Below are 13,467 nucleotides of genomic sequence, written 5' to 3' on the forward strand. Positions count from 1 at the left end.
CGCCTGGGCCCATGCCACATGCACTGCGCCGCGACGTGAGTGCCTCCTTGCGGTCAGGGGACAACAACGTGTGCCGTGGATCAGGCCGCCCGTCGCCACGGCCGGTGGCGGCGCTCTCGGAGACCAAGGGTTAACCCCTAATCAATCCGCCCAACGGACCAACTTGGCCTACACGCAGCAGCAGGGCAAGCCCCCTAGACTGGCTCCAGACAGTGCGCAGGCGCAGTGGCGGCATCCCCCGCCGTACGTCCCGCCGCGAGGAGATTGCCATGGCCAGCATCCAGCTTTCCGTCCTGATCCCCACTCCCCGGCGCACGCCGCGCCAGCGCGTGCTGCTGTGCGGCGCCGCCGTGTTCGGCCTGCTGGCCAGTGTGGCGGTGCTGCCCACGGTGTGGAACCTGCTGACCTTGCTGCACACGCTGCCGCACTGGGACCTGCTGGAACGCATGCTGGCCCACTCTCCGATGACCGCCTGGCTGCTGATGCTGGCCTGGGGTGCGGCGGTGCCGCTGTGCCTGCTGGCCACGCTGTTTGGCGGCCTGCACTGGCGCGGCGCCCTGCTCACGGTAGCGGCCTTGCTGCTGGCCGTGGTCTGGTACATGCACATGCCGGCGCTGCAGCAGTGCAGCCTGCTGTCCGGCATGGGCGATGCCTGCCGCTTGCTGCAGACGGTCTACCCGCTGAGCCTGGGTCTGGCGGTGGCGGTCTACCTGTTCGGTCTGGTGGTGCTGCTGCTCAGCAGCCTGGGCCTGGTGAGTCTGGCGCCCGCCGATGAAGACCCGTTGAACCGCGACCGTTACCACTACGGGGTCTGAGCCTGCCGGACAGGGGTCGCTGGGGAGTGCTTGGCAAGCGCCCCAGGCGCTGCGTCCGTGGGTGACAGACGGGCGGCGCCACATGCCGCACACTGTGCCCATGATCACCACCGCATCCGACACCGCCCTGCGGGACCTGCTGCAGGCCGCCCCCACCATCGTCGTCGTGGGCCTGTCGCCCCAGGCCGATCGCCCGAGCCACGAGGTGGCCGCCTACCTGCAGCAGCACGGCCTGCGCACGATTCCCGTCAACCCCGTGGTCGCCGCCGCCGGCGGCCAGATTCTGGGCGAGCGTGTCTACGCCAGCGTCACGGAGGCCGCTGCCGGCCTGGCCGCCGAAGGCCTGGAAGTGGATATCGTGGATTGCTTCCGCAAGAGCGAGGCCATCGGCCCCATTGCCCAGGAAGCCGTGGCCGTGGGCGCGCGCTGCCTGTGGCTGCAGCAGGGCGTGGTCAACGCCGAAGCCGCAGCCCTGGCCGCGCAGGCCGGGCTGATGGTGGTGCAGGACGCCTGCATCAAGCTGGAACACCGCCGCCTGCTCGGCGCTGCGGCGTGAGACAGAGGCACCTGACCCGGCACGACAGCCCCAGGGGTGCGGAGCGCCCGATGGATTCCCAACGCAGAAGGGGCGCCCCGCGGGAGCGCCCCAGCCACCGGTCAAGGGGATTCAGCAGCCCAGCATGCGCCGGTAGCGCGCAGGGAGATCGGCAATCTGCAGCATGATGGGCAGGTCGGCGGTCTGGAAATCGGGGTCCCACGCCGGAGCCCCCAGCACCCGGGCCCCCATGCGCAGATAGCCGTGCACCAGCGGCGGCAGCTCCACCACCGGCTGGGGCTGGGCCGCAATCTCGGCCTCGCGCAGGGGTAGCGCCAGCAGCGGGCGCACCTGCCACTGCGGCTGGCAATGGCTTTTGGCCGGCAGCTGCGCCCAGATGCGCGCGGCGCCTTCGCCATAGGTCAGCCCGGGGTGGTGCAACGGCAAGCTGGCACAGCCCACCATGGACTGCAGCCGGTTGCGCTGCATGAAGTCGGCCAGCGCGCCCCACAGCGCCAGGATGGCGGCACCGCTGCGGTAGTCCTGGTGCACGCAGCTGCGGCCCAGTTCCACCATGTCGTTGCGCAAGGGCGCCAGCGCGCTGCAGTCGAACTCGCCTTCGGAGTACAGCCCCCCGGCGCGGCGGGCCTGGCTGGGGGTCAGCAGGCGGTAGGTGCCCACCACCTTCTGCGTGACCTGGTCGCGCACCAGCAGGTGTTCACAGAAATCGTCGAAATGGTCCACATCGTGGCCCGGCAGGCTGTGGGGCTGGTCGGTGGGCAGCTTGGCACCCAGTTCGCCGGCAAAGATCTGGTAGCGCAGGCGCTGGGCGGCACGCACCTCGTCCAGATGGCGAGCCCAGCCCACACTCAGTGCCGGGCTGGCGACGCTGCGGTTCTGGGGAACAGGGGTGGACGACAGCGGGCTGCTGCCCAGTGCGCCCACGTCGGGAATGCTGATGCTGTCCATGCGGCCTCCACCCCCTGCGGGGAATTCGTGTGAGTCCGAAGCCGGGTCTGTCACGGCAGTGGTTGTCCGCACTGCCGTCCCTGTTGGCTCGCTCCGTCTCACAGCACGCAGTGTGCGCGCCGCATATGTCATCCCCGTGATGGTCGCGTGACAACGGCATGTCACTGCCGCCGTGCACGCCCGCTCAGCGCGCCATGAACTGCACCACCAGGGCGTTGATGATGTCCACAAAGAAGCCGCAGACCAGCGGCACCACGATGAAGGCCCGGTGCGCCGCGCCATGGCTGCGTGCCACGGCCGTCATGTTTGCCACCGCCGTGGCGGTGGAGCCCAGCGTGATGCCGCCAAAGCCCGCACAGATCACCACCGCCTCGTAGTCGCGCCCCATGGCGCGGAACACCACGAAGGCGGTGAAGAAAATGGCCATCAGCACCTGCAGCACCAGCACCGTCAGCACAAAGCCCAGCGAGCCCTGCAGCACCCACAGCTGCAGGCCCATCAGCGCCATGGTCAGGAACAGGCCCAGACAGATGTCCGAGATCATGGCCAGGCCCTGGCGCATGCTCTGCCAATGGAACTGGCCCAGCTTGTGCTGCTTGCGGCCCAGCATCCAGCGCCCGGCCGTGTTGCGCAGCACGATGCCGCCGATCAGGCAGCCCACGAACATGGGCAGCTGCAGGCCGATTTCCTGGAACAGCGGGGTCAGCACGCCGCCGATCATCAGCGCCATGTTCAGCCACAGCCAGGCGCGCAGCACGCCGTAGTAGTCCAGCGTGACCGCCGCCTGCTTGTTGGACACGCCCACATCCAGCGGCCGGGCATCGCTGCCCTGGATGGCATGGCGGCGCATCAGCCAGCCGGCAATGGGGCCGCCAATGCTGCAGGCGGCAATCAGTCCCACCATATTGGTGGCCATGCCCAGTTCCATGGCATTGGCGATCTGCAGCCGGTCAATGAAGTGCGGAGCCCAGGTCAGCGTGGTGGCCACGCCACCGGTCAGGGCGATGGAGCCGGTCATCAGCCCGGCGCGCGGGTCCAGCCCGAACAGTCCGGCCAGCCCCATGCCCAGCACGTTCTGCAGCACGATGAAGCCGGACGCCAGCACCAGCAGGATGGCGAGCGGCTTGCCGCCTTCCTTGAGCGTCTTCAGATCCGACTTCAGACCGATGCCGGCAAAGAAGTACAGCAGCAGCTGGTCGCGCACCTGCAGATCGAACTCGATGCGCAGCCCCAGCACCCCGTAGGCCAGCCCCACCACGCAGGCGCACAGAAAGCCACCCACCACCGGCTCGGGGATGTTGTAGCGGCGCAGCGGCTCCCAGGCGGCCGCCAGCTTCTGCCCCACAAAGAACAGCAGGATGGCCAGCGTGAAGCTCTGGAAGGCAGGAATGTGCAAGGTCTCGGGCAGGGTCACGGTGCAGTGGCTCTTTCGTCACAAAGCAGTGCATCCTACCCAAGCCCGCCGCCGCACGCTGCAAAACCCCGGCAGAGGCGCCGCATCCTGCGGTTTGCGCTGCGTCAGCTTCGGCGCGGGAACCCTGCCGCCACAGTGCGGCATGCCGGTGCGCGCAAAGGGCATCCGGTACACTGCCCGCTCCCCCCGTATACCTGCCCTGCCGGGCGCTGCCAGCGCACCGCCCGGCCCCGGCACGCTGGTGTGCGCCTTTGCTGCAGCATGCCACCCCACCCGTGTGAGCCTTTTCATGTCTTTTGCCCCCCTTCAGAACGACACCTTTCTGCGCGCCTGCCGCCGCCAGGCCACCGATTACACGCCGCTGTGGCTGATGCGCCAGGCTGGCCGCTACCTGCCCGAATACCGCGCCACCCGCGCCCAGGCTGGCAGCTTCATGGGCCTGGCCACCAATGTGGACTACGCCACCGAAGTCACGCTGCAGCCGCTGGAACGCTTTCCGCTGGATGCTGCCATCCTGTTCAGCGACATCCTCACCGTGCCCGACGCCATGGGCCTGGGCCTGACCTTCGCCCAGGGCGAAGGTCCCAAGTTCGCCAAGGTGGTGCGCGATGAAGCGGCCGTGGCCCAGCTGGCCGTGCCCGACATGGACAAGCTGCGCTATGTGTTCGATGCCGTCACCAGCATCCGCAAGGCGCTGAACGGCCGCGTGCCGCTGATCGGTTTCTCCGGCAGCCCCTGGACGCTGGCCTGCTACATGGTGGAAGGCGGCGGCAGCGACGACTACCGTCTGGTCAAGAGCCTGATGTACGCCCGCCCGGACCTGATGCACCGCATCCTGGAAGTGAATGCGGACAGCGTGGCCGTGTACCTGAACGCCCAGATCGACGCCGGCGCCCAGGCGGTGATGATTTTTGACAGCTGGGGCGGCGTGCTGGCCGACGGCATGTTCCAGCAGTTCAGCCTGGCCTACACCAAGCGCGTGCTCAGCCAGCTCAAGCGCACCGGTGTGGACGGCCAGGACGTGCCACGCATCGTCTTCACCAAGGGCGGCGGCATCTGGCTGGACCAGATGAACGCGCTGGACTGCGAAGTGCTGGGTCTGGACTGGACCGCCAACCTGGGCCAGGCCCGTGCCATCGTCGGCGGCGAAGTCGGCGGCCCCGGCAAGGCGCTGCAAGGCAATATCGACCCGAACGTGCTGTTTGCCCCGCCCGAACAGGTGGCCGCCCAGGCGCGTGCCGTGCTGGACAGCTTCGGCAAGCCCCATACCGACAAGACCACCACCGGCCCCACCCATATCTTCAACCTGGGCCATGGCATCAGCCAGTTCACCCCGCCCGAACATGTGGCCGCGCTGGTGGAAGCGGTGCACAGCCACTCACGCGCCTTGCGCCAAGGCTGAGCCCTGCCCCTGTGGGGCTGCCACCCGGCCGTGGTGACGCCACGGCTTTTTTGTTGCCGAGTGTCAGAAAATGTTTACAACAGCGGGCAAATTGCAAGTACCCACTTGCATTACCCGCCAATGGCCACGAAGACGCCTCCTGGCACCTGACGGCAGCGTTGTTTTTCGCTCTTTGGCAAGCCCTTGACGGATTTGCACATCCCACTTATGCACAGAAGCGGGCAGGCAGGCATGGGCTGGCCTGCTCTGCTTTTGCTGAGCGCCACATGACGCAAAGTCGTTATAAGCCATTGTTTTTGTTTAAATATAAATTTTTTCTATGCTTACGTGGTAACCGCAACCTGCGCCACACCGGCGGGCGGCTACTGCGTTCCAGCAGATAATCCCCACAAAGTTATCCACAGAAACCCGCATCGCACCGGGAGTGCCCTGTGGAAATCCTTGCTGCATGCCGCTTCCGCCCGATTCCGCCTCTCCATCCCCTGATTCCGCCCCCGTGTTCCGGGTCCAGGTGGCCGTGCACACGCCGGTACACAGCGGTGTGGGCGGGCTGTTGACCTACACGCACACCACTGCCCTGCCCCCCGGCACGCTGGTGCGGGTGCCGCTGGGCAACCGGGAGCTGCTGGGCGTGGTCTGGGACGGCCCGGCCGATGCCGAGCCGGTGCCACAGGCCCAGCTCAAGCCCGTGCGCAGCGTGCTCGATGGCCTGCCCCCGCTGGACGCCCGCTGGCGCCGTCTGGTGGCTTTTGCCGCCCAGTACTACCAGCGCAGCCTGGGCGAGATTGCGCTGACCGGCCTGCCCCCGGCCCTCAAGGACATGACGGCCGAACAGTTGGCCCGCCGGCTGGCACCCAAGTCCAAGAAGCTCAGCAAGAAGGCCCAGGCGGCGCTGGATGCCCAGGCCGTGGCCGACGCCGCAGCGCCGGCACCAGCCATGGCGCCCGCCTTGCTCCCCACGATTGCACTCAGCGCCGAGCAGCAGGGCGTGTGCGCCCAGATGGACCAGCACCCCGGCCCCTTTCTGCTGTACGGCGCCACCGGCAGTGGCAAGACCGAGGTCTATATGCAGCGCGTGCAACAGGCGTTGCAGGCCGGCACCGACGCCGGCTTTCCGACCCAGGCACTGGTGATGGTGCCGGAAATCAACCTCACGCCCCAGCTGCTGGAACGCTTCACCGCCCGCTTTGCCCCGCAGTTCGGCCCGCAGGCCGTGGTCAGCATGCACAGCGGCATGACCAACCCGCAGCGCCTGAAGAGCTGGCTGGCGGCCCACACCGGCCAGGCCCGCGTGTTGCTGGGCACGCGCATGGCGGTGTTCGCCAGCCTGCCGGGGCTGCAGGTCATCGTGGTCGACGAAGAGCACGACCCCAGCTACAAGCAGCAGGAAGGGGCACGCTATTCCGCCCGCGACCTGGCCGTGTGGCGGGCCCGTTCCCAGGGCGCCCAGGTGATCCTGGGCAGTGCCACCCCATCGCTGGAGAGCTGGCACGCCAGCGAGCCCGCCGACAGCGGCGGACCGGGCCGCTACCTGCGGCTGCACATGCCCAGCCGCATTGGCGCGGCCGAGCTGCCGCGCGTGCGCCTGGTGGACATGCGCCAACAGCCCCGCAAAGCGGTGTTCTCCCCGCCGCTGATCGCGGCCATCACCGAACGCGTGCAGCGCGGCGAGCAGGCGCTGGTGCTGCTCAACCGCCGGGGCTTTGCACCGGTGCTGTTCTGCGCCGACTGCAACTGGAAGAGCGACTGTCCCCATTGCAGCGCCCACCAGGTGTTCCACAAGGGCGACCGCACGCTGCGCTGCCACCACTGCGGCTCTACCCAGCGCGTGCCGCATGCCTGCCCGGAATGCGGAAACCCCGACATCCTGCCGCTGGGCAAGGGCACGGAGCAGCTGGAAGAAGAGCTGGAGCGGCTGCTGCGCAATGTGCAGCGCCCCGATGGCAACCCGGCCCGCGTGGGCCGCATCGACGCCGACACCACCCGGCTCAAGGGCGCGCTGGAGCAGCAGCTGGACCAGGTGCACAGCGGCGAGATCGATGTGCTGGTGGGCACGCAGATGGTCGCCAAGGGCCACGACTTCCGCCGCATCACGCTGGTGGCCGCCGTGCAGCCCGATGGGGCCTTGTTCAGCAGTGACTTCCGTGCGCCGGAGCGCCTGTTCTGCCTGCTGATGCAGGCCGCCGGCCGCGCGGGGCGCGACGGCTCGTATGTCGCCGCCCAGGACAGCCGGCCCGAGATGTGGGTGCAGACCCAGGATCCGGAGCACATGGTGTTCCAGGCGCTGCGCCAGCACGACTACCCGCGCTTTGCCCAGCGCCAGCTGCGCGAGCGCGAGGATGCCGGCATGCCGCCCTTCGCCTTCCAGGCCCTGGTGCGCGCCGATGCCCGGACCCAGGAGGCCGCCCAGGACTTTCTGCGCGCCGCCAGCGATGCGGCACGCCAGGGCGAGCTGCCCCATCTGGACGATGTGTTTCTGTACCCGCCCATCCCCATGGCCATGCAGCGCGTGGCCGATGTCGAACGGGCGCAGATGCTGATCGAAGCCACCGACCGCCGCGCGCTGCAGCGCTTCCTGCATGCATGGCAGCCCTGGCTGCACTGGGTGCGCGGCCAGCCCCAGCACAAAAGCCTGGTGCGCTGGCTGGTGGATGTGGACCCGCAAAGCCTGTAACGCCCCTCTCAGGCACCGTCCCCCTGCCTCCGGGGCCCCGGACTGCGTCAGCGCAGCGTGCGAGGCGGCGCGCCAGTCACTCCCATATTGAGAGCAGCCAACGCAAACCTGGCAATTCCCCAAGGCAGATTTCACGCCCAGCCCCACATTCCGGCACAGAACGTGCAGAGAGGCCCGTGCACCGTGCGCGCGCCGCACCATGGCTGTGCGGCGCCGCTGGCAAGCCCGGATTAGCCCCATTGCTGCCCGGCGGCCGCGCGCGCAAGGTGTGCAACCACTCACCACAACCCAGGGATTGTCCATGCGCCTTGCTCCCCGTACTGCCCGCTTCACCCTGCACCGTCTGGCTGCAGCTTCTGTGGTCACGGCTTCACTGCTGCTGGCCGGATGCGCCACCCAATCCAGCTCCACCGCAGCCCCCATGGCCGCGGCCCCGGCTGCCGCACCCGCCCCTGCCGCCCCGGCGGCACCTGCGACCCAGCCCGTTGCGGCCGGTCCCAAGGCCAATGTCGTGGTGCTGGCCACCGGCGGCACCATCGCCGGCGCCGGCGCCTCCACCGTCAACAGCGCCACCTACACTGCGGCCAAGGTGCCGGTGGACAAGCTGCTGGCCGGCCTGCCCGAACTGGCTCAGGTGGCCAATGTGCGCGGTGAGCAGGTCTTCCAGATCGCCTCCGAAAGCTTCACCAACGACAACCTGCTGGCCCTGGCCAAGCGCGTATCCGCCCTGTCCAAGCAGGGCGATGTGGACGGCATCGTGGTCACCCACGGCACCGACACCCTGGCCGAGACCGCCTATTTCCTGAGCCTGGTGGTGCACACCGACAAGCCCATCGCCGTGGTCGGCAGCATGCGCCCCGGCACGGCCCTGTCCGCCGATGGCGCGTTGAACCTGGTCAATGCCGTCAGCGTGGCAGCGTCCAAGGATGCGCGCGGCAAGGGCGTGCTTGTCACCATGAATGACGAGCTGAACACCGCCCGCGATGTGAACAAGGACATCAACATCCAGACCGGCGCCTTCAAGAGCCAGTGGGGCCCGCTGGGCATGGTGGTGGAAGGCAAGAACTACTGGTTCCGCGCCCCCGTGAAGCGCCACACCAACCAGTCCGAGTTCAACATCGACAACATCACGCAGCTGCCCCAGGTGGACATCGTCTATGCCTACGGCAGCGTCCAGCCCACGGCCGTGAATGCGCTGGTGGCCGGTGGCGCCAAGGCCATCATCCATGCCGGCACCGGCAATGGCTCGGTGGCCGACCGCATGGTCAAGCCGCTGCAGGATGCCCGCGCCAAGGGCACCATCATCGTGCGCTCCTCCCGCGTGCCCTACGGCTTTGTGCTGCGCAACGCCGAGCAGCCCGACGACAAGTACGACTGGGTGGTCGCCCACGACATGCGCCCTGAAAAGGCCCGCATCCTGACCATGCTGGCCCTGACCCGCGGCGCCGACACCAAGACGCTGCAACGGATGTTCTGGGAATATTGAGCGGCGCCACGGCCCGCAGACCGGACTGCTCTTCGGCACTGCCGCAGAGCAGGTACGGGCTTCCGGCCCTGCCAGCGGGGACGCCCCCATCGGCCGGTGCAGGCAGTGTCTGCTCCGGCCGCTGTTTTTTCACCGCGCTCCACCGGGTCCTGGGCCCTACAAAACAGGCCCCTTGCACCCCAATCGCGGAGAGAAGGACGATGCGGCGGCTGCCTGGGCTGCGCGCTTACGCGGCCGGCGCCAGCCAGGTCACGGCCGCCGAGAACGTGACAAACGCCAGCGCGGTGCTGACCAGGATGATGCGCGCCACGCGCCCGCCATGCGCACCAAAACGCTCGGTCAGCAGCGACACATTGCTGGCACTGGGCAGGGCCGACACCAGCACCAGCGCCACCATGGCCTCGTTCGACAGCGGCAGGCCCAGCGCCACGGCCGCCTGGCAGGCGGACCACACCAGCAGCGGGTGCACCAGCAGCTTGACCAGCGCAATCGGCACATAGTCGCGCGGGGCCAGCTGTTCGTGCAGGTTCATCTGCGAACGCGCCAGGACCGCCCCTATGGTGAACAGCGCCACCGGCGAGGCGGCGCCCGCCAGCATGGCCACGGTTTTGTCTATGGGTCCAGGCAGCTCGAACGCCAGGGCCGATGCCACGGCCCCCAGTGCAATCGACCAGGGCATGGGGTTGGACAGCATGCCCCTGAGCGCCTTGCGCAGCGCCTGCACGGCCCCGCCCTCCCCCTCGCCCAGTCGCGACAGGGCAATGCACAGCGAGGTGGTGATCACCATGTCCAGCGCCATGGTCAGGATCACCGGACCGGCGCTGCCCTCGCCCAGCAGCGCCACCAGCAGCGGCACGCCCATGAAGCCGGAATTGGGGAAAGCGGCCACCAGCGCACCAAAGGCGGCATCGTTCCAGCCCCAGCGCCGCAGCGTCAGCGCCAGCGTGGCGGCCACCAGCGCCAGCCCGCACAGCAGGTACACCCCGGCCACCACCGGATCCAGCAACTGGGCAATCGGGGTTTGCGCCCCGAAGCGGTAGAGCATGCACGGCAGCGCAAAGAACAGCACAAAGGTGTTCAGGCCCGAAATGGCCGACAGCGGCAGCACGCCGCCCCGCGTGGCGACATAGCCACACAGCACCAGCGCGAAGAAGGGAAAGGTAACGATCAGAACGGACAGCACAGACGGGGATTGTCGCTGCAGCGCAGCACGATGCAGCCCCGGAAAAATCCGGTGTCCCGCAAAGCACAAGGCCGTGGCGGCGTGCCGAAGGCGCTGCGGCGGTGTCCGCACCAGCCACCCGACGGGCGGCAAGCGCCCTGCCCGCATATCGTCCACCGATCGCCCGCCATGGTGAAAACCTTGCACAAGATATCTGTTGGCACAGCAGGCGCAGCGTCCGCAGCAGGCCCTGCATGCCGTGGCCCCAGGGACGCCGGCCCCGCGGCTAGCGCCTTCCCCGGCACAGCATGCATTTACAGACGAATACCTTGATTAACACTGATCTGCAGAAGAAATCCGGAAAGCCGCGCCATGCTCTCGCACCCAACTCCGTATCATTTGCGTCCAACCACCTTTAATGATTGCGCCCGCCGGGGCGACGTCGTTCTGCATTCATGTCCGCTGGTCTGAACCTGGCCCAACTCCAAGCCGTCCATTACACCGAAGGGCCCTGCCTTGTGCTGGCTGGTGCCGGCTCGGGCAAAACACGGGTGATCACGCACAAGATTGCCAAGCTGATCGAGAACGGCATGGCCCCGCGGCGCATTGCTGCCATCACCTTCACCAACAAGGCTGCGGCCGAAATGCGCGAGCGCGCGGCCGGACTGATCGGCCGCCAGGCCAAGGATGTGCTGGTCTGCACCTTCCACGCCCTGGGCGTGCGCATGGTGCGCGAAGACGGCCATGCACTGGGGCTCAAGCCCAGCTTCAGCATCCTGGATGCCGACGATGTGACCGGCATCCTCAAGGACTGCGCCGGCGGCACCACCGATGTGGCCACCGCCCGCCAGTGGCAATGGACCATCAGCAACTGGAAGAACGCCGGCTGGGACAGCCGCAAGGCCCTGGCCCTGGCCCAGGACGACCACCAGCGCAGCATCGCGCTGATCATGCAGCGCTATGAAGAGCGCCTGACCGCCTACCAGAGCGTGGACTTTGACGACCTGATCGGCATGCCGATGCGCCTGCTGCGCGGCCACCCCGAGGTGCGCGAGAAATGGCAGCGCATCCTGGGCCATGTGCTGGTCGACGAGTACCAGGACACCAATGCCACGCAGTACGAGCTGCTGAAGATGCTGGTGGGCGAGCGCGCGCACTTCACGGCTGTGGGGGACGACGACCAGTCCATCTACGGCTGGCGCGGCGCCACGCTGGACAACTTGAAGAAGCTGCCCATCGACTATCCCCACCTCAAGCTCATCAAGCTGGAGCAGAACTACCGCTCCACCTCGGCCATTCTGCGTGCCGCCAACAATGTGATCGGCCCCAACCCCAAGCTGTTTCCCAAGACCCTGTTCTCGGAACTGGGCGAGGGCGAGCCGGTGCGCGTGGTCGACTGCGACACCGAAGAACATGAGGCCGAACGCGCCGTGGCCCGCATCCAGGGCCTGCGCGCGGGTGCCAACCCGCAGCCGGCGTGGAAGGATTTCGCCATCCTCTACCGTGCCAACCACCAGGCCAAGCCGTTTGAAAAGGCGCTGCGCAAGGCCAACATCCCGTACAAGGTCTCGGGCGGCACCAGCTTCTTCGACCGGGCCGAAATCAAGGACCTGTGCGCCTGGTTCCGGCTGTGGATCAACAACGACGACGATCCGGCCTTCCTGCGCGCCATCACCACCCCGCGCCGCGGCATCGGCCACACCACGCTGGGCAAGCTGGGCGAATTCTCCGGCCAGCACAAGCTGTCGATGTTCGGCGCACTGTTCAGCCACATGCTCGAAGCCGTGGTGCCGAAGAAGGCACACGAAAGCCTGCTGGAGTTCGGCCGCTACCTCAACGACCTGGAATACCGGGCCCGCCACACGCTGGGCGCCGAGGCCAGCCGGACCTTCATGCTCGACTGGCTCAAGGAGATCGGCTACGAGCAGCACCTGTACGACAGCGAGGACAGCGAATCCGTGGCCGCTGCCCGCTGGAGCAATGTGCTGGAGTTCTGTGACTGGATGAGCCAGCGCGCCGGCGGCCAGATCGAAGACGCGGCCGGCACTACCACCCAGACCGAAGTCAAGAGCCTGCTGGAAGTGGCCCAGAACATTGCCCTGCTCTCCACCATCAGCGAGCGCGAGAAGGAACAGGACATGGTGGTCCTGTCGACGCTGCACGCCTCCAAGGGCCTGGAATGGCCGCATGTGGTGCTGGTCGGCGTGACCGAAGGCATGCTGCCCTTCAAGCTGGACGACGACAACGGCAAGCAGGAAAAGGTGAGCGACGACATTGCCGCCCGCCTGCAGGAAGAGCGCCGCCTGATGTACGTGGGCATCACCCGCGCCCAGCGCACGCTGGCCGTCAGCTGGACCAAGCGCCGCAAGAAGGGCCGCGACATGGTGCAGTGCCAGCCCAGCCGCTTCATCAAGGAAATGAACCTGGACGCGGCCACCGCCAAGGAAGACCCGCGCGAAAAACTGCGCAAGCTGCGTGCGGAATTTGCCGCACGCTCCACCGTGCAGCAACCGGCGGAATGAAGCCGCCCTGTGGACCCATGCCCCTGATTCCGCTTGTGACCCTGCGCCTGCGCGCCCTTGCCCTCATCGCTGCCGGTGCGCTGGCCTCCGTCGCACAGGCCCAGAACAGTGCCCCCGATGCAGCCGGCTGCCCGGATGCCTGGGACATGGGTGCGGCGCAGCTGCAAGGCGAATGGACGGCCACCGTGGCCGGCCAGCCCGATGCCGCCCTGCTGCAACTGGGCCCCCACCCCGAGTGGAAAGGCACGGTCAAAGGCACGGTCGAGCGCGCCGGCACCCGCCATGCCATGGTGGGTGATGTGAACCGTGGTGCCGTGACGCTGGAAGAATCGGCCAACGGCATCAACATCAGCGGCACCTGGCTGGGCGAGGTGAGTGACGACAGCTGTGCCCGCGAAATCCGCGGTGATTACCAAGCCGGCGATGACGCCCCGACCCAGCCTTTTGTGCTGCGCAAGCGCTCGCCCTGAACCCTGGAATTTTCTGAC

General features: G+C 67.7%; 10 protein-coding genes. 7 read left to right on the forward strand and 3 right to left on the reverse strand.

The genetic code is table 11. From position 1 onward, the window contains the following. Positions 1-269: 269 nt before the first annotated feature. Positions 270-815 carry a hypothetical protein gene (locus tag QM470_RS14985; RefSeq protein ID WP_283339819.1) on the forward strand — a complete coding sequence of 182 codons (546 nt, stop codon included), beginning with the start codon at positions 270-272 and terminating at the stop codon, positions 813-815. A gap of 100 nt (positions 816-915) precedes the next feature. Next, positions 916-1,371, forward strand: coding sequence for a CoA-binding protein (locus tag QM470_RS14990; protein WP_218333430.1), 456 nt, complete (start codon positions 916-918; stop codon positions 1,369-1,371). Positions 1,372-1,482: 111 nt separating this feature from the next. On the opposite strand, the gene QM470_RS14995 is transcribed toward QM470_RS14990, so the two are convergent. Both QM470_RS14995 and gltS read right to left on the reverse strand, forming a co-directional pair. Then, positions 1,483-2,319 (reverse strand): GNAT family N-acetyltransferase, encoded by an 837-nt coding sequence (locus QM470_RS14995; RefSeq protein WP_283339821.1) that lies wholly within the window; start codon positions 2,317-2,319, stop codon positions 1,483-1,485. A gap of 184 nt (positions 2,320-2,503) precedes the next feature. Next, positions 2,504-3,733: a sodium/glutamate symporter gene (gene gltS, locus QM470_RS15000; protein ID WP_283339822.1), complete on the reverse strand. Its 1,230-nt coding sequence runs from the start codon at positions 3,731-3,733 to the stop codon at positions 2,504-2,506. Between the two features lie 289 nt (positions 3,734-4,022). Between gltS and hemE the strand changes: the two genes are divergently transcribed. From hemE to QM470_RS15015, 3 genes are all read left to right on the forward strand, one after another. Next, entirely contained in the window at positions 4,023-5,135 is a 1,113-nt protein-coding gene (gene hemE, locus QM470_RS15005) for a uroporphyrinogen decarboxylase (protein WP_283339823.1), read from the forward strand. A 448-nt stretch (positions 5,136-5,583) separates the two neighbouring features. After that, positions 5,584-7,809 (forward strand): replication restart helicase PriA, encoded by a 2,226-nt coding sequence (priA, locus tag QM470_RS15010; protein WP_283339824.1) that lies wholly within the window; start codon positions 5,584-5,586, stop codon positions 7,807-7,809. Positions 7,810-8,230: 421 nt separating this feature from the next. Further along, positions 8,231-9,295 carry a type II asparaginase gene (locus QM470_RS15015; protein ID WP_283339971.1) on the forward strand — a complete coding sequence of 355 codons (1,065 nt, stop codon included), beginning with the start codon at positions 8,231-8,233 and terminating at the stop codon, positions 9,293-9,295. 226 nt (positions 9,296-9,521) lie between these two features. Here the strand turns inward: QM470_RS15015 and QM470_RS15020 are convergent, their stop codons facing one another. After that, the gene (locus QM470_RS15020) at positions 9,522-10,478 is read right to left on the reverse strand and encodes an AEC family transporter (RefSeq protein ID WP_283339825.1); all 957 of its coding nucleotides are present in this window, start codon (positions 10,476-10,478) and stop codon (positions 9,522-9,524) included. 434 nt (positions 10,479-10,912) lie between these two features. Here QM470_RS15020 and QM470_RS15025 point away from each other — a divergent pair, with 434 nt between their 5' ends. Continuing rightward, positions 10,913-12,979 (forward strand): ATP-dependent helicase, encoded by a 2,067-nt coding sequence (locus QM470_RS15025; RefSeq protein WP_283339826.1) that lies wholly within the window; start codon positions 10,913-10,915, stop codon positions 12,977-12,979. Between the two features lie 17 nt (positions 12,980-12,996). Further along, positions 12,997-13,449 carry a hypothetical protein gene (locus QM470_RS15030; RefSeq protein ID WP_283339827.1) on the forward strand — a complete coding sequence of 151 codons (453 nt, stop codon included), beginning with the start codon at positions 12,997-12,999 and terminating at the stop codon, positions 13,447-13,449. The last annotated feature ends 18 nt before the right edge of the window (positions 13,450-13,467 follow it).

The sequence above is a fragment of the Comamonas sp. 17RB genome, assembly GCF_030056555.1.
Taxonomy (GTDB): domain Bacteria; phylum Pseudomonadota; class Gammaproteobacteria; order Burkholderiales; family Burkholderiaceae_C; genus Comamonas; species Comamonas terrigena.